Origin of the sequence: Streptomyces sp. ML-6 (assembly GCF_030116705.1) — a bacterium.
GTDB lineage: Bacteria > Actinomycetota > Actinomycetes > Streptomycetales > Streptomycetaceae > Streptomyces.
This window is the reverse complement of sequence record NZ_JAOTIK010000001.1, coordinates 2,761,816-2,784,004: the sequence shown is the minus strand read 5'-3', so window position 1 is coordinate 2,784,004 and position 22,189 is coordinate 2,761,816. Positions and strand designations below refer to the sequence as shown.

Here is a 22,189-nt window from a genome sequence, read left to right as displayed (position 1 = left end):
TGTTCCGGGGGCGGTTCCGGGGCCCCGGGGTCTGCGTGAACGGAACCCCGGGGCCTTCGTGAACGGCCGGGACGACCGGGGACGGCCGTCAGTCGATCTTCCAGAGGGTCAGCGTGCCCTCGTAGGTGGGGGTCCTCTTGTTCGCGTCGAACACCACGTTGGAGATCTTCCACTGGGCGAGGTTGCCCTCGGAGGTCACACTGCACATCACGTCGCCCGCCACGATGGTCTTCTCCTTGTTCAGGGTCTCGCCGGAGACCGAGCTGGGGAGAGGGTTCTGCTTGGCGGCGGTGTGGCACGCCTCGGCGGATTCGCCGTTCGCCTTGCCCAGGGCCCGGTTGAACTCCAGCGTGTCGTACGAGGCGTTGAGCTCGCGGTCGTCCGAGTCGATCCCCGCGTTGGGGTCCACGAGCGGGACGTCCATGTCGACGTAGGTGTTGTCCAGGCCCGACGGGGTGCGCAGGGTCAGCGGCTTGTCCTTGAAGATCTCGGTGTACGAGGCGGGCGGGAGGTTCTCCGACCCGGTGCCGGACGGCTCGCCGGTGGAGCCGCTGGTGGAGTCGTCGGAGGAGTCGTCGGGCGTGGCGGACCCGCCGTCCGTGCCGGACTTCCGGGGGCCCTGTGCGCTGCTGCCGTTGTTCTGTTTCTTCTCGTCGTCCGAGTCCTTGCCGAGCGCCCAGAGCGTGCCGCCGATGCCGGTGGCGAACGCGACCACCACGGCGGCGATCAGCAGGGCCGGGCGCTTGCGGCGGGGCGCGGCGGAGCCGGTCTCCGGAGGCTGCGGGGCGGGCTGAGATGCCGGGAACGGTCCGCTGCCGGGGCCCTGGGCGGGCGGCACCGCCCCGGGCGGCTGGGTGAGCGGCGCCGTGCCGGGCCACCCGCCGCCCGCCGCAGGTCCCGTTCCTGTTCCCGGCCCCGCCTGCCCCGGCCCGTACGACGGCACGGAGGCGGCGGGCGGCACGGTGCCGGTGGCGTAGGGGTTGGGGTGGGGAGTCGCGCCGGTGGCGTAGGGGTTGGAACCGGGCTGCGGCGCGTTCGGTGCGTTCGGCGGGTACGCGGGGCTCGCCGGGTCCGCCGGCTGCGGGGGCAGCTGCGCGGCCTGTTCGTGGTGGGCGATCCGGGCGGCGACCGGTGCGGGCAGCCAGTCGCCGGACTCCCGCAGCGGCCGGCCCGCGGCCTGCTCGCACAGGGACGCCAGTTCGGCGGGGGTGATACGGGTGCCCGGGTCCGCGGTCAGGCACCGTTCGAGCAACGGGCGCAGCTCCGCCGGGTACTCGTCCAGCCGCGGCGGGCGGCTGGCGGTGTTGGCGATCTGGGTGGCGACGGTGAGGGCGCCGCCCGCCCCGTACGGGTGCCGTCCGGTCGCCGCGACGGCCGCGATCAGCCCCAGCGAGAACACGTCCGTGGCCGGGCCGACCCGCTCGCCGAGCGCGTGTTCCGGCGACATGTACTGCGGTGTGCCGATGACCCCGCTGCCGGTGAGCTGCGTGGCGTCGCCGGCCCGGGCGATCCCGAAGTCGATGACGTACGGGCCCGTCGCGCCGAGCAGGATGTTGCCGGGCTTCAGGTCGCGGTGGACGACCCCGGCCGCGTGGATGGACCCCAGCGCCTGCGCGGTGCAGCCGACGAGCCGGAAGACTGCGGACAGCGGTAGCGGACCGTGGGCCTCCAGGACCGCCTGGAGCGCCAGACCGGGGACGAACGCCGAGGCCAGCCAGGGCAGCGGGCCGGAGGTGTCGTGGTCGACGACCGGCACCAGGTGGTAGCCCTGCACGCGCCGGGCGGCCTGCACCTCCTGGTCGAACCGGCGACGGAATTCCGGATCGTCGCCGAACTCGCGACGGATCAGCTTCAGCGCGACGGCCTGGCCGCCCCGGGTGTGCGAGAGGTAGACGGTGCCCATTCCGCCCTCGCCGATCCGGGCGATCAACCGGTATCCGGAGATCTCGCGCGGATCCTGGGGGCCGAGAGGTGTGAACACGTCACCGGTGCCGGTACTGATGGGAGCCTCCCCCGCTCATCACTGCTAAGTGTGCCGGATGAGACTACGACACCTTCCGGCCCGTCAAGTCAGCTCCCCGGTGACGGGTTTCGGCGGACCCGGCGATTCCATTCGGCGGCCAGCGGATCGCGCACGGTCGGCACGTACGTGGGCGTGTACGCGGCGGAGCGGGGCCGGGTCGCCGCCTCGATCCGGGCCACGGCCGAGGCCACCGGGTCCGGCAGCCAGCCGGTGAAGTCCCGCAGCCCCCGCACGTCGTCCGCGCCCAGTGCCCGTCGGCACAGTTCGGCGACCTCCGGGGCCGAGGGACGGTCCTCGGGCCGGGCCGCCAGACAGAGCCGGAGCAGTTGGCGCAGCGGTTCGGGGTGGTGGTCCAGCGCCGGGGGTTCGCGGTCGGTCTCCGCGATGCGGGCGGCGACCGCGAGACCGTGGCCCCGCCCGTACGGGTGCTCCCCGGTGGCGGCCTCGGCGGCCAGCAGCCCGAGCGCGAACACGTCGGACGCGGACGTCAGCGGCCTGCCCAGCGCGTGCTCGGGCGACATGTTCTTCGGGGTGCCGACCAGCCGGCCCACCGTGGTGAGGGTGCGCAGGTCCGACGTCCGCGCGATGCCGAAGTCGAGCAGCCAGGGGCCGCTCGCGGCGAGCAGCAGATTGCCGGGCTTGACGTCGCGGTGGATGACCCCGGCGGAGTGGACCGAGGCCAGCGCACCGGCGAGACAGCCGGTCAGCCGGAGCACGGTGGCCGTCGGCAGCGGCCCGTACCGGTCGACGACGGTGTCCAGCGGCAGGCCGGGGACGTAGTGGGTGGCGAGCCAGGGCGTCTCCCCCTCGGCGCCGTGGTCGACGACGGGCACCAGGTGGTAGCCGGAGACCCGGCGGGCGGCGGCCACCTCGCGGGCGAACCGCTCCCGGAACGCCGCGTCCCGCGCGTGCTCCCGGCGGACCGCCTTCAGCGCGACGGGCTGGCCGCCCCGGGTGTGCGAGAGGTAGACGGTGCCCATCCCGCCCTCGCCCACCCGGGCCCGCAGCACGTAACCGGAGATCTCGCGCGGATCGTCCGCCCGCAGCGGCCCCGGCACCCCGTCCTGCATGTGTCCCCCTGTTCGGACCGTTCGGCTTGCTCGGCTCGGGCAAACCCCTGGTGAGCCCCGGGAGTTTACCGCCTGGGGAGCAGCGGGGAGCGGCCTCCCGGCTGTTCCCCGGGCTGCCGGTCCGTACGGAGGGCGCGGGCTATTTCCTTCCGGAGGTGAACCGCTCGTAGGCGGCCACGACCTCCTTCGCGGGGCCGTCCATCCGGAGCGTTCCTCCTACGGGGTGCTCGACGGGTGTTCGGCGCGGTGCTCGATGGGCGTTCCGCCAGTCCCGGTCCCGGTTCCCGACTCTGGTTCTCGGCCCCCGGTCCCGGGCCGGGGCCTCAGCCCTCGGCCAGCAGGCGGTCCGCGACCCGGGCCGCCGCCCCGCCGTCGTCGAGGTCGCAGAAGTCCCGGCGGAAACTCTCGTACGCCGCCGCGTGCCGGGCCGCCGACGCGGCCAGGGTGCCCGGGGCGCGCAGGAGCGCGGCGATCCGGTCAGCGTCGGCGAGCAGTGGCCCCGGTGCCCGGCCCTCGAAGTCCAGACAGAAACCGCGCGCCGTGTCGCGGTAATGAGCCAGGTCGTGGGTGTGGAAGACCATCGGGCGGCCGGTGTGCGCGAAGTCGAACATCAGGCCCGCGTAGTCCGTGACCAGCACGTCGGCGACCAGCAGCAGCTCCGTGGCGCCCGGATGCCCCGACACGTCGCGCAGGCCCGGCCGCTCCGGGACGCTCCCGGTCACCCGGGGATGGCGGCGCACCAGCACCGTGTGGCCGTCGCCGGCCGAGCGGGCCAGGGCGGCCGGGTCGAGCGTCGGGGCCCAGCGGTAGCGGGGCCGTTCGCCGTCGGCCGGCGGGTGGACCAGCTGGTCGCGGTAGGTCGGCGCGTACAGCACCACCCGGCGGCCGTCCGGGATGCCGAGCCGGCGCCGCACTCGCTCCGCGGTCTTGCCGCGGTCGGCCGAGAAGAGCAGGTCGTTGGCGGGGGAACCGGCCTCCAGGACCTCGCCGTCGTAGCCGAGCGCACGGCGCAGCAGCGGGGTGGAGTGGCTGCTGGGGGAGACCAGGACGGACCACTGGGCCGCCCGGCGGGGCAGCGTGGCGAGTTCGTGGTGATCGGCGTACAGGGTGTCGCGCAGGTCCGCGCCGAACCGGCCGAGCGGGGCGCCGTGCCAGGTCTGCACGACGGTCTGGCCGGGCCGCCGTTCGAACCACTCGGGCAGCTGGTCGTCGGTGACGATCCGGCGGGACCGGGCCAGCGCCTCGTACCAGGCGGCGCTGTGCTCGACGACGGGGAGGGCGGTGGACGGGACGTGGCCGTGGAGCCCGTCGGTGACCCAGAGGTGCTCCGCCTCCACGCCCCGGCGCAGAAGTTCGGCGTGCACGGCGCGCGGGGAGTCGCCGCCCACGTAGAGGACCGCGTCCCGCAGCGGCATCGCGCGCCGCGCCGGGTAGTACGTGCCGCGCAGCCCGGCCCGGTGGTAGGCACCGCGCTCGGCGGGCGCGAGCACCGAACCGGCCCGCACGGCCAGCCGGTCGCCGAACCGGCGGTCCAGGGCGAACTCCCGGTCGGGCACCGGGGCCGAGGCGAACCGGCCCGCGCGGGGGAGCGGCAGCCGGCCGGCGAGCGCGGTCAGCACCCGGACCGGACGGCCGCCCAGATACGCGTCCCACACACCCTCGTGCAGCCCGGCGGTCACCGACGGCGCGAGGAACGCCGTGAACCGCCGCCCCCCGTACGCCTCTTCGTGCTCCTCCCGGCACGCGCCCTCGTCCGCCCCCTTCGGCGCCCCGGCGCACCGCACGTCGTGCGTGACCGGGACCGTCACCGTCTCGCGCAACGTCTCGTGCCGCAGCAGCAGATGGGCCGGGGCCCGGTCCGGCCAGGTCTCCGCCCCCGCCCCGGTCACCCCCTCCATCCGCAGCGCGCCCTCCGCCGTCCACGCCGCCCCGTCCACGAACGGCTGCCCGCTCAGGTCCAGCACCAGTTCGCCCGCCGCGTCCGCCACGACCGGCGGCGCCGTCTCCGGGGCCGCCGCGAGGGGCACCCGCAAACCGTCGGCCAGCACCAGCCGCGCCCGCCACCGCCCGCAGGGCTCCGCCTCGACCTCGCGCGGCGCCCGGTGCGGGGCCGACGGGGCGGCCGCCATCCCCGCGAGGTCGGCGAGCGGGATGCGCACCGTGAAACGGCCGTCCGCCCGGCACTCGACGGGATGGCCGAACTCCTGGTCCGCCACCCCCTCGCAGAACAGCACCAGGGCCGTCGGCAGAACGTTTCCGTACAGCCTGCCGGTCAGTTCCAGCGTCTTGCCGAAGCGCCGTGCCTCGCACCGGGCCGGCAACTGCGCCAGGGTCAGCCGCAACCGCCCGTCCCGGTAGTCGAGCACCGCCCGCCGCCCCTCGCCCAGGTCGTGGACGAGCGGCTGGGCGGCCCCCGCCTCCGCGGCCCGCACCGCCACCCGGCGGGCCGTGCCGTGCGCGGCCACCATCACCCCCACCAGCCAGCCGCCGGGCCGCAGCCGGCGCGGGTCGAGCGTCATCTCGAAGCCGGCGTGGTCGTAACCGTGCAGCCGCTGACCGGAGTCCACGGTCGCCTCCGGCGCGGGCACCCCGCGCAGCGGCACCGTCCGCAGCTGCTGGCCGCGGGTGGCGCGCACCATGCCCACCCGCAGCGACTGCCGCGCGGACGGGGCCGGCAGATTGCGGATGTACGCGTAACCGCGCAGCCGCAGCCGCCCGTCCTCGCCCCACCCCGCCCGGGTCAGCCGGGCCACGGCCGGCAGGTCGGCGCGGGCGGGGCGGGCGGTGTCCGGAAGACCCGGGAAACCGGCCTGCCGCCGCCCCGGCACACCGGTGACCATGAACGTCCCGGTGCCGTTGGCCCGTTCGAAGGCGAGCACCTCCAGCAGCTCCGGGAGGCGGCGCTCCTTCACGAGCTGCCACTTGAGCCGCAGCTCCACCGGCAGCTCGTGCGCCACGGCCCGGTCCGCGCGGCCCGCCCCGTCCATCCGCTCCATCCGGTCCAGGAACGCCCCCGCGTCCTTCATGAACGCCTTCCGGTACGCGGGCCCGCCCGTCGTGAGCCCCTCCAGGAAGCACACGAAGTCGTCGCGCAGGCAGGAGAGGTCGTAACGGCGCCGCGCCCCGGCGTTCGCCACCCCGCCCCGGCCCGCGAGGAACGCGCTGACCTGCTCGCACGCCGCGATCCGGTCCCGCACGCCCCGCACGTCGGTGCGCCGCCGGGTGATCGAACCCTCCCGCATCCGCCGGTAGTAGACGTGCTCGTGCAGCACGTCCACGGCGCCGGCCAGGTAGTGCGCCGGGATCGTCACCGGGCCGTCCTCGTAGAGTCTTCCCTCCGGGAAGGCGAAGGCGTGCCGGTCCCAGAAGGAGCGCCGGAACACCTTGTTCCAGACGGCCCGGTCGGCGAGCAGTCGCGGATCGCGGCCGATGTGGGTGCGGGTGCGGGTGCCGGTCAGCCAGCGGTACTGCCGGGCCTGCTGCCGCCCCTGCTCGCCCAGCTGCCACACGTTGCCGGTCGCGAAGTCGGAGCCGGTGGACTCCAGCGAGGCCAGCATCCGCTGGTAGGCGTCGTGCACGAGGACGTCGTCGCTGTCGACGAACGCCAGGTACGGTACGCCCGGGGTGGTGTGCCGCACGCCCGTGTTGCGGGCCGCGCCCAGCCCCGAGTGGGGGCGGCGGACGCAGCGGAAGCGCCGGTCGCGGGCGGCGAACGCCTCGGCGACGGCCGTGCTGCCGTCCGTCGAGCCGTCGTCCACGAGGACCACCTCGATGTCGGTGACCGACTGCTCGGCCACCGAGCGCAGGCAGTCCTCCAGATAGTCCTCGACGTTGTGGACCGGGACGACGACACTGAGGCGCGGCTTCATGCACGGACAACAGGGGCGGACGCCCCGGGTCACCGACACTGCCCCGAACGGGTGAACACGGGAGGTGACCCGGAGCCCGCCGCGTGACGGTGCGAGGACGGCCGACTGCCGTGCTTCCCCGTGCCGTTGTGCCCGTGCACCGCGTTCAGGGCTGTCCCGGGGCGACCCCGGGGCCGTCCCCGGCCGGCTTCCCGGCGCACCGGAGCTCCTCCCCGTCGACGACGACGGGCCCTGCGGACGGCAACCGCGGCGCGGCCGATCTCACCCGTTCGGGAGAGACCGCGACCGGTGACCCCCGGCGGCCCACGGGGTTGAGCCGTACGGACAGCCAGGCCTCCGATGAACGGACGTGCTCACCATGTCGCCACGGCTCAGCGTCGTCGTACCCGTCCACAACGTGGAGCTCCATCTGACGGACTGCCTGAAGTCCCTCGCGGAGCAGACCATGAGCGACCTGGAGGTGGTGATGGTCGACGACGGGTCCACCGACGGCAGCGCGGACCTGGCCGCCGAATTCGCCGGACGGGACGGCCGGTTCCGGCTGGTGGGCCAGGAGAACGGCGGGCCCGGGCACGCCCGCAACACCGGGGTCCGCGACTGCGATCCGGGCGCCCGCCACCTCGCCTTCGTCGACAGCGACGACGTGCTCCCGCCCCGTGCGTACGAACTCCTCCTCGGCGCCCTGGACGAGACCGGCTCGGACCTCGCGTCCGGCAACGTGCTGCGGCTGGGGGACGACGGCCGGCTCCAGCAGTCGCCCGACCTCCGCAGGCCCATGGCGACGACCCGACTGCGCACCCACATCTCCCGCGACTGGGACCTCGCCGCGGACCGGAGCGCCTGCAACAAGGTCTTCCGCCGGTCCTTCTGGGACGAGCACGCCTTCGCCTTCCCGGTCGGCACCCTCCACGAGGACATCCCCGTCGTCCTGCCCGCCCACTTCCTGGCCCGCTCCGTCGACGTCCTCGAGGACCCCGTCTACCACCGGCGCGAACGGCCGGGCCGGGGCACCACCCGGCGCGCCGTCGTCCGCGGCGTCCAGGACCGGGTCTCGCACGTGCTGGCGGTCTCCGCCTTCCTCGACGAGCACCGCGGCGCCGCCGACAAGCGGCGCTACGAGGCGCACGTGCTCGCCGACGACCTCCGGCACTTCATGGCGGCGCTGCCGCACGGCGACGAGGAGTACCGGCGCGCCTTCCTCACGTACGCCAACGAGTTCGCCGACCAGGTCGACCCGGCCGTCCTGGACGGGCTGCCGCTGCGGCTGCGGCTGATGTGGTACCTCGTGCGCGAACGCCGCACCGCCGAACTGCTGGACCTGCTCGCCCTCGACCGGGCCGAACCGGGCGCGTTCGCGGTACGGGGCCTGCGCCGCCGCACCGCCTCCTACCCGGTCCTCACCCGGCCGGTGCCGCGCGCGGTGCTGCGGGTCGGCGAACGGGACCTGCCGCTCACCGCCCGGCTGCGGTCCGCCCGCTGGCAGGGCGGCCGGCTGCACCTCAAGGGGTACGCGTACATCCGGAACCTGCCCGCCGGGCCGCGCGGCGGCGAGTTCCGGGCCGGCTGGCTGCGCGCGGGACGGCGCCGCGTGGTGCCGCTGCGGCTGCGCACGGTCGACGAGCCCGAGGCCACCGCCCGGTCCCGGCAGAGCCTGCACGACTACGACCGGTCCGGCTTCGAGACCGTCGTCGACCCGGCCGGGCTCCGCATCGACGCGGCGGACGGCCCCGAACGGCTCACCTGGCGGCTGGAGATCGGCGTCGCCGGTCACGGCATGCTGCGCCGCTCCGCCCTCGCGGCCGACGAGGAGACCGCCCCGCCGCCCGTGCACCGCCCGGACGGCGACCACCGGATCGTGCCCGACCTCGACGACGGCGAACTGGTGCTGCACGCCGAGCGGATCGACGCCCGCTTCGAGACGCACCGAGCGGGCGACGCGGGCGACGGGGCCGCCACCGTGGTCATCGACGGGATGATCCGCGACCGGCTCGGCCGCGGCCCGTTGCGCCTCGCGCTCACCCACCGGCCCTCGGGCACCTCCTTCGACTGCCCGGTGACGGTGCACGAGGGGGCCGCGTCCTCGGTGGCGGGCTGGAGGCGGTTCACCGCCGACATCCCGCTCGACGCCTTCGCCGAGGTCCGGCCGGGCATGGGGGCGGGGGAGGACGAGGGGACGGACGAAGGGACGGACGAGGGGGAGCCGCATGCGCAACTCTCGTACGACCTGCGCCTCGTCGGCCCCGACGGGCGCCGGACACCGATCGACGTGCCGGGCCCCGTGCCGCCGGGCCGCTACCCGCTGGACGTCGAGGGGAACGGGGACGGGGGCGGGGAGGGGAACGGGGACGGGGGCGCCGAGGGGGACGGGAGCGGGGGCAGAGGAGGGCGGCGCGAGCTGGGCCTCACCGTGAACTCCCGCGGCAATCTGCTGATCAGCGACCGCACCGTGCAGCCCGCCGTCGACCTGGTGACCTGGACCCAGGACGGTCGGCTCCTGCTGGAGGGCACCTACCCGGCCCTCGCGGGGCGGCCCGTCGAGCTGATCGCCCGGCACGGCGGGCACGACGAGGAGGCCGTCTTCCCGCTGATCCTTTCCGGGGACGCCGGGGCCCGCCGCTTCCGGGCCGAGCTCCGGCCGGACGCCGTCGACGGCCCCGGCCGGAAACTTCCCCTGGGCCAGGGCCGCTGGCACCTCCTCCTGCGCGAACACCACCCGGCGGGCGACGCGCGCCCCGGCCGCGACACCCCGCTGCGCATCCCGGCCGCCGCCCACCGCACCCTGCCCGCCGTCCGCACCCTCACGGGCCGGGAGTACCGCGTCGAGCGGCGGTGCCACGACCAACTGCTGATCGACAGTGCCCCGGTGCTGACCGCCCGGGAACGCGGACCGCGCGGCCGGCGGCTGCTGAGCGGGGCGTACCGGACCCTGCGCACCGCGCCGCTGCGCGAAACCGTGCTGTACAGCAGCTTCGACGGCCGCCAGTACTCCGACTCGCCGCGCGCGATCCACGAGGAGATCGTCCGCCGGGGCGTCCAGGCGGAACACCTCTGGGTGGTCCGCGACCAGCAGGCCCGGGTGCCCGCCGGCGCCGCGACCGTGGAACACGGTTCGACCGCCTGGCACGAGGCCCTGGCCCGCAGCCGGTACGTCGTCACCAACACCCAGCTGCCGGAGTGGTTCGAGCGGCGCGAGGGCCAGTACGTCGTCCAGACCTGGCACGGCACCCCCCTCAAACGCATCGGCCTGGACCTCGCGGGCACCGACCGGGCCGACCCCGCCCACCTCGCCACCCTCGAGCGGCGCGCCCGGCAGTGGAGCCTCCTCGTCTCCCCGAACAGCTTCTCCACCCCCGTCCTGCGGCGCTCCTTCGGCTACCGGGGCGAGATCCTGGAGTGCGGCTCCCCCCGCAACGACCTGCTCCGCGCCGTCGACCGGACCAAGGTCGCCGCCGCGGTACGGGAACGGCTCGGCCTCCCCGCGGACAGGCGGGTCGTGCTGTACGCGCCGACCTGGCGCGACGACCGCCCGCTGGGCGACGGCCGTTACGCCCTGGACCTGTGGCTCGACCTGGCCGCCGCCGAACGCGAACTGGGCGCGGACACCGTCCTGCTGGTGCGCCGTCACCACCTGGTCGGCGGCCGCCTCCCGGACAGCGGCAGCGGCTTCGTCCGGGACGTCTCGCGCCACGACGACGCCGGCGAGCTGATGCTGATCAGCGACGCCCTGGTCACCGACTGCTCCTCGCTGATGTTCGACTTCGCCCCGACCGGCCGCCCGCTGCTCTTCCACACCCACGACCTGGCGCACCACCGCGACACCCGGGGCGGCTTCTGCTTCGACTTCGAGGCCCGCGCCCCCGGCCCGCTCATCGCCGATTCCGCCGGACTGATCGAGGCCCTGCGCGACCCGGCACGGGCCACCGAGGGACACGGACGGGCGTACGAGGCGTTCCGCCGGGACTTCTGCGATCTCGACGAGGGGAACGCGGCGGCGAAAGTGGTCGACCGCATGCTGTGACGGCCGAACAGCGTCGGCCGGATGCGATGACGGCCGAATGCCGTGATGACCGAATGAATGTGGTGACGGCCGCATTCCGGCCGAGGGGTCCTGGACCATTCGAGTGACCGACGGTTCCGGAAGGACGGACGGCGGGCCCGGATGTCCGGGCGGAAAATCGGAGCATTCAAGTAACGGCAGCTGCGCGTGCGGTCATGGATGCGTCGCTCCGCGTCCTCTTGTTGCTACGTTCTGTTTTCATGGGTATCCGAATTCGATGCGAAACCTGGGACGTGCGACGCGCGAGGGCGGTCGTGCTCGTCGTCGCGGCCGCGGGGCTCCTCACCCGAATGCTGATCGCGGCGAATCTGCCGGGCCCGGCGGACGTGCGGATCTTCCACGGTTTCGCAAAGGCGATCGTGCGCCACGGACCCATTCGGATCTACGAACAGCCACTTCCCGGACTGCCCGTCTACAACCACCCGCCCCTGGCCGGATGGCTGCTCCTCGGGCTGAACGAACTCGAAGAACTCGGCATTCCCTTCGGAACGCTGATCAGGTCGCCCGCGTCGATCGCCGATTTCTTCTGCGCACTCCTCGTCTTCGAGATCGTGCGCCGCCGCCGCTCCGTCGGCGCGGCTCTCGCCTGCGGCATCGGAGTGGCCGTCAGCCCCGTCCTCATCGCCACCTCCGGCTACCACGGCAACACCGACGCGGTCGCCATCACCTTCGCCCTGGCCGCCGCCCACCTCCTCGTGGACCGGAAGGCCCCGCTGGCCGCCGGGGTGGCCGCCGCGCTCTCGATCAGCGTCAAGTTCATCCCGGTGGTGGTGCTCCCGGCCCTGTTCCTCGTCGCGCTGCGGGCCGGCCGCCCCGCCCTCGTCCGCTTCTGCGCGGGCTTCGCCGCCCTGGTCGCCCTGGCCTGGGGGCCGGTCCTGATGACCGTGCCGCAGAACCTCCGGGAGAACGTCCTGGAGTACGCGGGCGGCGGCTACCGCCTCTGGGGCCTCGTCAGGTTCGCCGAACTGTTCGGCCTGCCGGAGCCCGCCATCGCCTACATCGAGGGCGACGGCCACTTCCTCTTCGTACTGGTCTGCATGGCGGCCGGGGCCTGGCTCGCCCTGCTGCGGCCCGCGCAACTGCCCGCCGTCGTCGCCGTCACGACGGGCCTCCTGCTGCTGCTCTCCACCGCCTCCGCCCTCCAGTACCTGACCTGGGCGGCGGCCGGACTGTTCGTCATCGGCTTCTGGGAGGGCGCCGTGTACGGCTGTCTGCTCGGCCTGACCGCGATCCTCGGCTACCAGGGCCGCTCCGCCGTGCGCTGGAGCGAAACGGTGCTGCACCTCGGCGAGGCCGGCTGGGTCCTCCTCGCCGTCTGCCTCGCCGTCGGCATCCGCAAGATCCTCGCCGCGCCACCCGGCCCACCCCCGGAAAACCCCGGGGGGCGGGTCCCGGTCACGGCCCCCGTACCGCGCGACCCGCCGACTCCGTCGTCAACTGACCGCCCCGAGTGCCGAGCCCCCACCCCGCACACCGCGTGCCGAGCACGACAGGAGAACACCCCGTGAAGGAAAACCCGAGTCCCAGGATCGGCATCCTGGTGGTCGCGTACAACGCCGAGACGACCCTGGAGAAGACCCTCGACCGCATTCCGGAGGACTTCCGGGCCAAGGTCGACGAGATCCTCATCCTCGACGACGCGAGCCACGACGCGACCTTCACCGCGGGCTGCCGCTGGTCGCAGTCGGAGGGAATGCCGCGCACCGTGGTGATGCGGCACACCAAGAACCTCGGGTACGGCGGGAACCAGAAGGCCGGATACGCCCTGGCCGCCGAGCACGGACTCGACATCGTCGTGCTGCTGCACGGCGACGGGCAGTACGCCCCCGAATTCCTGCCCGAAATGGTCGCTCCGATCGAACGCGGCGAATGCGAGGCGGTCTTCGGATCGCGCATGATGAAATCCGGCTCGGCCCTCAAGGGCGGCATGCCGATGTACAAATGGCTCGGCAACCGCATTCTCACCCGGGTGGAGAACACCCTCCTCGGCTCGCGGCTCACCGAATTCCACTCCGGATACCGTGCCTACAGCGTCGCGGCGCTCAAGAAGCTGCCGATCCACCGGAACACCGACGCGTTCGACTTCGACACCCAGATCATCGTCCAGCTGCTCGACGCGGGAATGCGGATCAAGGAGATCCCGGTCCCCACGTACTACGGCGACGAGATCTGCTACGTCAACGGCATGAAATACGCGAAGGACGTCGTCAAGGACGTCCTCGAATACCGGCTCGCCCTCAAGGGATTCGGCACCTGCGGCTGGATTCCCAAGCCCGTCGAGTACGCGTTCAAGGAGGGCGACGGCTCCTCGCACGCCGTCATCCTGGACCGGATGCGCGGCCTCCCGCCCGGCCGGGTCCTCGACCTCGGCTGCTCCGGCGGCCTGTTCGCCGAGCGCCTCGAGGCGCTCGGCCACGAGGTGACGGGCGTGGACTACGTCGAGGTCCCCGGCGTGCGCGACAAGTGCACCCGCTTCCACCTCGCCGACCTGGAGGAGGGGCTGCCGCTGGAGATCGGCACCGGCTACGACTACGTGGTCGCCGGGGACGTCATCGAGCACCTCTCCCGCCCCGACCGGGTGCTCGCCGAGATCGTCGAGGTGCTGCGGCCCGGCGGCCACGTGCTGCTCTCCGTGCCGAACTTCAGCCACTGGTACTCACGGCTGCGGGTCGCGTTCGGCGTCTTCGGCTACGACCGGCGCGGCATCCTCGACGAAACGCATCTGCGCTTCTTCACCCGGTCCAGCCTGCGCCGCACGGTCCGGGACGCGGGCTACGACGTCCTCGACGTCACGTCCACCGGGGCCCCGTTCTGGGCGCTGCTCGGCGGCGGGCCGCTCCCCGCGGTCCTCGGCGGGGCGTCGAAGCTGCTCACCCGCATCCGGCCGACGCTGTTCGGCTATCAGCACGTCGCACTGCTCACCCCGCATGCGGCCGAGACGATCATCGCTGGAGAGCACGTCGATGTACAGGACATCCTCAACCGACAGCACGTCCCGGCCGACCGGGTCGGCGTCTGACGCCACCGTTCCCCGCCCCGGCGTCCCCGCCCCGGCGTCCCCGCCCCCGGACACCGCAGTCAGGAGCAAGGCGTTGAACCTGCCCAGTCTGATGCTGCTGCTGTTCGCCGTGTTCTCCTCGGCGGGCGGCCAGATCATGCTCAAGCACGGGATGCGGAGCGCCGCGGCCGCCGCGGGGCACGAGGGCTCCCTCGCCATGCGTGCCGCGACCAGCCCCTGGGTGGTCCTCGGGCTGGTGGTCTTCGGGGTGTCCGCTCTCGCCTGGATGGTCACCCTGGCCACGGTGCCGCTGTCCATCGCCTACCCGTTCAACGCCCTCGGGTACCTGCTGATCGTGCTGGCCGGGGCGACCGTGCTGCACGAGCGGACCTCGATGTGGACCTGGGGCGGATCGTTTCTGGTGGTCATCGGCCTCATCACCGTGATGGTGGGCCAGTAGCGCCGGAAACGCCGGACGGGCCCGTTGCCGGGCCCGTCCGGTTCTTCCCGTGCCCGTTCGGCCGGGCGGGAGCGGCTACTTCACCGCGCCCGCCATCACGCCGGAGACGAACTGGCGCTGGAAGGCGAAGAAGACCACCAGCGGGATCACCATCGACACGAAGGCGCCGGGCGCCAGCACGTCGATGTTGTTGCCGAACTGTCTGACCTGCTGCTGGAGGGCCACGGTGATCGGCGGCGAGTCGGAGTCCGCGAAGATCAGCGCGACCAGCATGTCGTTCCACACCCAGAGGAACTGGAAGATCCCCAGCGAGGCGATCGCCGGTCCGCCCAGCGGCATCACGACCCGGGTGAAGAGCCGGATCTCGCCCGCCCCGTCGAGCCGGGCCGCTTCCAGCAGCTCCCTCGGGATCTCCGCGAAGAAGTTCCGCAGCAGGAAGATCGCGAAGGGCAGCCCGAAGGCCGTGTGGAAGAGGATCACGCCCAGGGTCGTCTCGAAGATCCCGACCGCCCCGAAGAGCTTGGAGACCGGGACGAGGGCGACCTGCACCGGGACCACCAACAGCCCCACGACCACCAGGAACCACCAGTCGCGGCCGGGGAAGTCCATCCAGGCGAAGGCGTATCCGGCCAGCGAACCGATCACGACGACCAGGACGGTCGCCGGGACGGTGATCATGATGGTGCTGAGGAGGGAGTTGGTAATGGTCGAGTTCTCGAGCAGCCGGGAGTAGTTGTCGAAGGTCAGCTGGGAGGGGGCCGTGAAGACCTTCCACCAGCCGGTCGACGCTATCTCGTCCGAGCCGCGCAGCGAGGACAGCAGCAGCCCGACGGTCGGCATCAGCCAGAACAGGGCCACCAGCACCAGGAAGACCCGCATCAGGCCCCCGCCGGCGCGGGCGGCCAGCCGCGAGCCGAGGGGCCGCCGGGCCCTCACCGGCCCGTCCCCGGCCGTCGTGCCCGTGGCCGCGGCCGAGGTCGTGGTCGACGTCGTCATCGGCGCCCCTCCTTCCTGATCCGGCGGATGTTGACGTACATCACCGGGAGTACCAGCAGCAGCAGGAGTACGGCGATGGCGCTGCCGATCCCGAGGTCGGCGTCCGTGCCGAACGAGGACCGGTAGAGCTGGAGCGCCAGCACGTTCGCGTCGTCCTGCGAGGAGCCCGGCGCGATGATGAAGACCAGGTCGAAGACCTTCAGCACGTTGATCATCAACGTCACCAGCACCACCACGAGCACGGGCGCGAGCATCGGCACCGTGATCCGGCGGAACACCTGCCACTCGTTCGCGCCGTCCACCCGGGCCGCTTCGAGGAGTTCCCGCGGCAGCCCCGCGAGCCCCGCCGCGATCAGCACCATCGCGAACCCGGCCCACATCCAGACGTAGGAACCGATGATCCCCGGGGTCACGAGCGTCGGGCCGAGCCATTCGACCCCGTTGTACGGCTCCCTGAAGTTCGAGGCGGGCAACCGTAGTTCGGCGCCGTCGGCGGAGGCGGGCAGGGTGAACGTGCCGTCCGCCCCGGCCTTCGCCGTGGCGACCACCTTGCCGCCCTTGACCGCCTCGACCTCGATGCCCCGGAGCCCCAGCTCCTTGGGATCGATGACGTTGGGCTTGCCGCCGCCGCCCCGGGTGAAGTCCAGCCACGCGGTACCGGTGATCTTCCCGTCGTCCGCGACGGCGGCCTTCGCCGGCTCCGCGTCCGAGGGCATCTTCGTCGGCGCCACACCGACCAGTGGCAGCTGGACCGGCTGCCCGGCCCGCACCGTGGTCTTCGTGACGAACGAGCCGCCACCTCCCGCCCTGAGGGGGTGGACGGGCAGTGGATGTGCCTTCGGGTAGCCCGCCGACTCGGAGAACGTGTCGTGCACGCCCACCCACACGGCGTTGGCGACCCCGCGCTCCGGCGCCTGGTCGTACACCAGCCGGAAGATGATGCCCGCCGCGAGCATGGAGATCGCCATCGGCATGAAGACGACCAGCTTGAACGCCGTGCCCCAGCGGATGCGTTCGGTCAGCACCGCGAAGATCAGCCCGAGGGCCGTGGCGACCGTCGGCGCGAACACCACCCAGACCGCGTTGTTCTTGACCGCCGTGCGGATGGTGTCGTCGGTGAACAGTGCCTTGTAGTTGTCGAGTCCGGCGAAGCCCGTGCCCGCCTGGTCGAAGAACGACCGGTAGACGGAGTAGGCGATCGGGTAGACCACGAGCGCGCCCAGCAGGACCAGCGCGGGCGCCAGGAAGAGCCCCGCTATGAGCCGGCGGGTGCCGGTCACGCTCCTGCGGCTGCGGTCCGGTCTGCCGAGCGACCTGTGGGGGGAGGTCGCCGGGGACGGATGCTTGTCGGCGGGGGACGCCGCGTCGGCGCCCCCCGCTGCGGATGTCGTCATCGGGTCAGCTCTTGTACGCCTTGGCCGCGTCGGACTCCAGCTTCGCCTGGGTCCCCGCGATGTCCTTCGGGTTCTTCAGGAAGTCCTGGAGGATCTTCCACTCGCCCTTGCCGGGCGTCCCGCCGAACGACTGCGGGGCCTGGTCGGACATGTCGAACCGGACGGAGTCACCGGCCGTGATCAGCGCCTTCGCCATCGTGCGCTGCACCTCGTTCGGGTACGCGGCGGCGTCCAGGGACTTGTTCGGCGAGATGAACCCGCCCTGCTCGGCCATGATCTTCGCGGCGTCGGCCGAGGCCAGCCAGGTCAGCAGGGCCTGGGCGCCCTTGCCGTCCTTCAGCGCCACCGCGGCGTCGCCACCGGTCACGACGGGGGACTCGGGGCCGACCGCCGGGAACGGGAACACCTTGGCGTCGGTACCGATCTTGGCCTTCGTCTGCGCGATGTTGACGCCCACGAAGTCGCCCTCGAAGACCATCGCGGCCTTGGGCGTGTCACCGCCGGTGAAGGTCTGGGTGACCGACGCCGGGAACTCCGTCTGCAGCGCGCCGTCGGCACCGCCCGCGATCAGCGACGGCTTGCCGAAGAGCTGCGCGAGCGTGGTCAGCGCGTCCTTGACGGACCCGTCCGTCCACTTGATCTTGTGCTGCGCCAGCTGGTCGTACTTCTCCGGACCGGCCTGGGAGAGGTAGATGTTCTCGAACCAGTCGGTGAGGGTCCAGCCGTCCGCGCCGCCGACCGAGACCGGGGTGACGCCCGAGGCGGACACCGTCTCGGCCGTCGCCAGGAATTCCTTCCAGGTCTTCGGCTCACTGGCGCCCGCGTTGTCGAACGCCTTGGTGTTGTACCAGATCAGGGACTTGTTGGCGGCCTTGAAGTAGACGCCGTACTGGGTGCCGTCCACCGCGCCGAGGTCCTGCCAGACCTTCGAGTAGTTCTTGGCGAGCTGTTCCTTGGCCTCGGGGCCGACCGGCTTGGCCCACTTCTTCTCGGCGGCCTGCTTGATCGCCCCGACCTGCGGGATCATCGCCACGTCCGGCGGCTGACCTCCCGCGATCTTCGTACCGAGGAAGTTGACGATGGGGTCCTGCGCCGGGACGAAGGTGACCGTCGCCCCCGTGCGCTTCTCGAACTCCTTCAGCACCTTGACGAAGTTGGCCTGTTCGGCGCCGGTCCAGACCGCCGCGACCGAGAGCTTCTCGCCGTTCAGCTTCGGCAGCGTGACGGACGGGCTCGTCTCGTTCCCGGAGGCCTTGTCCGGTTCGTCCTTGCCGCCGTCGTCGCTGCAGCCCGTGAGGGCCAGCGCGCCGATGGCGGTGAACACCATGGCCGCCCTGCCGATCCGATGGGTTGTGCGCATTGCTTCCCCGTCTCTCACATCGATGTGTGCGCACAGTCCTACGCCGGGCGGGCGGGCGCCGCAATACCGCTCCTGGTGCCAACTCCTTGATCGTGATGGGCTCGTGACGTAATGTCAGTCAATTCTCCGGATGCGGCTCGGATCAGGAGGGAACGGGGCCGAGCGGTTCCATCGGCTCGGCGCCCACCGAGCGCGCCGCCCGCTCCAGGGCACTGGCCAACAGCGCCAGGTCCGTCGGCCCGTTGCCCAGTTCGCGCACCGGACGCCGGGTCGGCGGATCACCCATCCGTTCCCACTCCAGCGGGACGACGGTGGGACGCAACGTCGCCGTACGGGGTATGCGACCGGTCACCCGGCCGCCCTGGAACGGGGTCACCCGGCCGTCCGGATGCCCCAGCCTGCCGCGGCCGGGCGCCGGTTCGTCCGGCGACGGCGGCACGACGGGCGCGTCCAGCACGATGCGCAGCCGGGCCCCGTCGGCCAGGTCCGTGTCCTGGGTGCGGTCCGGGCGGGCGGACGTCGCGACCAGGTGGACGCCGAGCCGGCCGCCCTCCCGCGCCACGGCCTCCAGGGCCCGCACGACCGACCCCGCCGCGGGCCGCCCGAGGCTGCCGAGCGCCGGGGCGACCAGAGCGTCGAAGTCGTCGACCAGGACGACGAGCCGGGGCAGCGGAGGAGGCCCGGGCCGGGCGGCGGCGGACCGGGCGGCGGGGCGCAGCCGGAGCGTCCCGCTCATCGGGGACTCCAGATCGCCGCGCTGCTCGGCGGCGGTCGGCGAACGCTGCCCGACCAGGTGCTGCGCCACCTCGTGCCGCCGGTGCCACTCGGCGAAGTCGTACGGCCCCAGCAACTCGGCGCGCCGCTTCAGCTCGCCGCCCAGGGCCTGGGCGAACTCCCGCATCCGCACCGGGTCGTTGGCCACCAGGTGCATGAAGGCGTGGGGGAGCTCGTTGCACGGGCTCAGGCTCTCGCCCCGCTCGCCACCGGCGCCGTCGACCAGCAGGATGCCCAGCAGGTCGGGCCGGGCGGCGGCGGCCAGCGAGGCGGCGACGGCCCGCAGCAGCTCGGTGCGTCCGCTGCCGGCCGGACCCTCGATCAGCAGATGGGGGCCCTCCTGAGCCAGGTCCACGCCGACCGGACCCCGGGGCCCGGCCCCGAGCACCACCACGGGCCGCCCCACGGTCACGGGGACGGCGGCGCCCTCCGCCGCGGGGGCAGGAGTGCCGGCGTCCGCGTCGACGGCGATCCGGGCGGCCGCGGCGCTTCCGGTTCCTGCACTTCCGGTTCCTGCATCCCGTGCGGCGATCCGGGGCGTATCGCCGCCGCGCGGCCCGCTGACCCGGTTCGAGCCGGACCCTGCGGGGCGGGGTCCGGTTCCCCGGGCCTCGCCGGTGTCGTCGCCCCGGGCGCCACCGCCGGCGGCCCAGGAGCCGGTCCCGGACCCGGGCACCGTGCGGGCGGCCGGGGGCCCCTGCCGCTGACTCGCCGTGCGCGGCGCGGAGCCGCCCGGGTACGGGGTGCGGCCCGAACCGGGGGTGTTGTCGGGGACCGGGACGTGATGCGTCGCGCTGCCGGGGTACGGGGTGCGCCCGGAGCCGGGGAAGGGGGTGGCGTCGTCCGGCACGAGGGCGTGGCCCGGGGTGCCGATGTGGGTGGCGCTCTCGCTGCCGGGGTACGGGGTGCGGGCCGGGCCCGGGACGTGGCCGTCGGACCCCGGCGTGCCGCCCGTGCGCTGGGCGCCCACGCGCGGGTACGCCGTACGGCCCGAACCGCGGACGTCCGCGTCACCGCCCGGCCGGCGGCCCGCGGCGCCGGGCTGGTCGTCGGCCGTGGAGGCCCAGCGGGCCATCAGGGAGGCCGGGGTGGCGCGGGCCAGGCCCAGCTCGTCCAGCAGCCGGGCGGTCGTCGGCAGCGCCGCCGCGGGCCGGCCGTGGCCCGCCGCCCCTCCGCGCGCAACGGGGCCAGCGCCCGGCCGAACCGCTCGGCCCAGTGCGCCGACACCGCGTCCACCGCGGCGACCGTGCCCCGGCCCGCCGCCCGGCCGTCCGCCGTCCGCAGCAGCCGCAGGGCCGTCGCCACGTCACCGCTCAGCATCGCCACCGCCCCGCACTCGCGGAACGCGATCGAGGCGTGGCAGGCGGCCTCGTACGTCGCCGCGACCGGCGAGGTGGGCGTGGCCGACGGGGTCTCGGCCAGACAGATCAGATGGATGCCCGCCGCGGACCCGGCGGCGGCCAGCCGGGCGGTGGTCTCGCGCAGCGCCGCCGAGCCGGGATCGCCGTCGACGACCACCACCGTGTACGGCCCGGTGTACCGCTCGGCGGCCTCGGCGACCGTGCCCCGGTCCAGGCTCGCCCAGCCGGGCCCGAGCGGCCCGTCGTCCAGCCGGCGCACCAGTTCCGTCGTACGGGCGGTGGCCTGCTCGCGGTCGTACGCGAGGAGCAGCCGGCAGTCCTGGCCGTGCATCGGCCGCAGATGGGGCAGCCAGCCGAGCCAGGCCCACTCGCGCCTGCGCTCCTCCGCGCCCCGGGCGCGGTCGGTGCTGATCAGCACGATCTCCAGGTCGGTGGGGGAGTGCAGCGCGGCGAGCTGCGCCACCACCGAACGGGCGAGGCCGGCCAGCCGGGTCCGCGGTCCCGCGAGCCCGAGCGAGCCCGCCTCCCGCAGTCCCACCGTGACCGGCACGGCGGGCAGCTCGGCCCGGTCGGTCGTCCCCAGCCGCACCACCAGCGCCTCGGGGTGGTCGGGGCCGCGCTCCCACAGCCGGGGGCCGGGGCCGAGCGCGGTCAGCAGCACGTCCGCGGGGTCGGGCCAGGTGCTCCGCCCGTCGGCCCCCGACGCCGCCGCGGCCGGGTCGGGGAAGGCCGGTCCGGCGGCACCGGCCCCGTCGGGCGTCGCCTCGTGCACGGGCCCGCCCCGGTTGCCCGCGAGGCGGCGGGCCCAGGCGCCTATCCCGCCCCGCCGGGCCGTCCCGCCGTTCGTCCCACCGCCGGTCCCGCCGCCGGTTCCTCCCTCCGGGAGGGGGCCGGGAGGCGTGGCGGACCGGCGCGGGCCGTCCCCGTCGCTCCCGCGGCCGTGCTCCGCACCGGACGCCGCGTGGGGCGCGGGCGCGTCGGGGGCGGCCGGGGCGTAGTCGTGGCGCGCGCCGTGCCCCCGTCGGACCCGGCGCCGGACGCCGTGCCGGAGACCCGCAGGTGGCCCTCGCCGTCCGGCGCCGTGGGCAGCGCCGGACCGGGCGCGCCGGGGGCCAGCCGGAGCGTGGACTCGCCGAGCCGCAGCAGCGCGCCGGGCTTCAGCCGGACGGGGCGGTCGTGGACCTCCGCGCCGTCGAGCAGGGTGCCGTTGGTGGAGCCGAGGTCCGCCACCGAGACCCGGCCGTCGGCGGAGACCGTCACCGCGCAGTGCAGCCGGGACACGTCGGGGTCGTCGAGCGGCACGTCCGCGTCGACGGAGCGGCCGATCCGGATCCGGCCGCCGTGCAGCAGGTGGACCCCGCCCGCGTCGGGCCCGGCGACCACGTGCAGCCGGGCCGGGACGGCGTCGTCCACCGCCTCGTCCTCGCCCGGGACCTGGAGCGAGAGCACCGCCCCGTCCACCAGCGGGGGTTCGCCCAGCGCGCACCGCTGCGCGTCGAGCCGCTCGCGCCCGGCGAACAGCACCACCGCGCCGCCGCCGAGCGAGCCGTCGGGGCCGAGGACGGCCGCGGCCAGGTTGGACGCCACGGTGGCCAGCGCCGTCCCGGGCGGGGCGGTGACCAGCACGTCGCACGCGCGCGCCGGGGTCTGGCCGCTGCGCGGCGCGAGGACGGTCAGCCGGATCTGCATCGCCGTCGGCGGTCCCTTCTGCGCGGGGCGCCGGGCAGGGGAAACGCCCTGTGATTCCCCCCACCCGACACGGACGCGTCGTCCGTACAGGTTCGTCACGTGCCGCGGGACCCCCGTCCCCACAGTTCCGTGCTGGAG

Annotated in this window: 10 protein-coding genes and 1 pseudogene; 4 read left to right on the top strand and 7 right to left on the bottom strand. The window is 74.0% G+C overall.

Features of this window, described 5'->3' with window-relative positions; all coding sequences use genetic code 11:
* Positions 1 to 88 precede the first annotated feature (88 nt).
* The 3 genes from OCT49_RS12040 to OCT49_RS12030 form a co-directional block, all read right to left on the bottom strand.
* Positions 89 to 1,981 carry a serine/threonine protein kinase gene (locus tag OCT49_RS12040; RefSeq protein ID WP_283851875.1) on the bottom strand — a complete coding sequence of 631 codons (1,893 nt, stop codon included), beginning with the start codon at positions 1,979 to 1,981 and terminating at the stop codon, positions 89 to 91.
* 89 nt (positions 1,982 to 2,070) lie between these two features.
* Complete coding sequence (locus OCT49_RS12035; protein WP_283851874.1) at positions 2,071 to 3,093, bottom strand: serine/threonine-protein kinase; 1,023 nt, start codon at positions 3,091 to 3,093, stop codon at positions 2,071 to 2,073.
* Positions 3,094 to 3,416: 323 nt separating this feature from the next.
* Complete coding sequence (locus OCT49_RS12030) at positions 3,417 to 6,962, bottom strand: bifunctional glycosyltransferase/CDP-glycerol:glycerophosphate glycerophosphotransferase (RefSeq protein WP_283851873.1); 3,546 nt, start codon at positions 6,960 to 6,962, stop codon at positions 3,417 to 3,419.
* A gap of 358 nt (positions 6,963 to 7,320) precedes the next feature.
* Here OCT49_RS12030 and OCT49_RS12025 point away from each other — a divergent pair, with 358 nt between their 5' ends.
* From OCT49_RS12025 to OCT49_RS12010, 4 genes are all read left to right on the top strand, one after another.
* Complete coding sequence (locus tag OCT49_RS12025; protein WP_502963362.1) at positions 7,321 to 10,980, top strand: bifunctional glycosyltransferase/CDP-glycerol:glycerophosphate glycerophosphotransferase; 3,660 nt, start codon at positions 7,321 to 7,323, stop codon at positions 10,978 to 10,980.
* Positions 10,981 to 11,252: 272 nt separating this feature from the next.
* On the top strand, positions 11,253 to 12,527 hold the full coding sequence (locus OCT49_RS12020) for a glycosyltransferase family protein (protein ID WP_283851871.1): 1,275 nt from the start codon (positions 11,253 to 11,255) through the stop codon (positions 12,525 to 12,527).
* Positions 12,524 to 14,038, top strand: coding sequence for a bifunctional glycosyltransferase/class I SAM-dependent methyltransferase (locus OCT49_RS12015; RefSeq protein ID WP_283851870.1), 1,515 nt, complete (start codon positions 12,524 to 12,526; stop codon positions 14,036 to 14,038). The genes OCT49_RS12020 and OCT49_RS12015 overlap by 4 nt, the downstream gene beginning before the upstream one ends.
* Positions 14,039 to 14,111: 73 nt before the next feature.
* Positions 14,112 to 14,477, top strand: coding sequence for a DMT family transporter (locus tag OCT49_RS12010; RefSeq protein ID WP_283851869.1), 366 nt, complete (start codon positions 14,112 to 14,114; stop codon positions 14,475 to 14,477).
* Positions 14,478 to 14,552: 75 nt separating this feature from the next.
* On the opposite strand, the gene OCT49_RS12005 is transcribed toward OCT49_RS12010, so the two are convergent.
* The 4 genes and pseudogenes from OCT49_RS12005 to OCT49_RS11990 all read right to left on the bottom strand — a co-directional run bounded on the left by OCT49_RS12005 (position 14,553) and on the right by OCT49_RS11990 (position 22,051).
* Entirely contained in the window at positions 14,553 to 15,473 is a 921-nt protein-coding gene (locus tag OCT49_RS12005; RefSeq protein WP_283851868.1) for a carbohydrate ABC transporter permease, read from the bottom strand.
* Positions 15,470 to 16,867, bottom strand: a complete 1,398-nt coding sequence (locus OCT49_RS12000; RefSeq protein ID WP_283851867.1) for a carbohydrate ABC transporter permease — start codon at positions 16,865 to 16,867, stop codon at positions 15,470 to 15,472. The genes OCT49_RS12005 and OCT49_RS12000 overlap by 4 nt, the downstream gene beginning before the upstream one ends.
* A gap of 4 nt (positions 16,868 to 16,871) precedes the next feature.
* Entirely contained in the window at positions 16,872 to 18,227 is a 1,356-nt protein-coding gene (locus tag OCT49_RS11995) for an ABC transporter substrate-binding protein (RefSeq protein ID WP_283851866.1), read from the bottom strand.
* Between the two features lie 142 nt (positions 18,228 to 18,369).
* Positions 18,370 to 22,051, bottom strand: a pseudogene (locus OCT49_RS11990) (FHA domain-containing protein).
* Positions 22,052 to 22,189 lie beyond the last annotated feature (138 nt).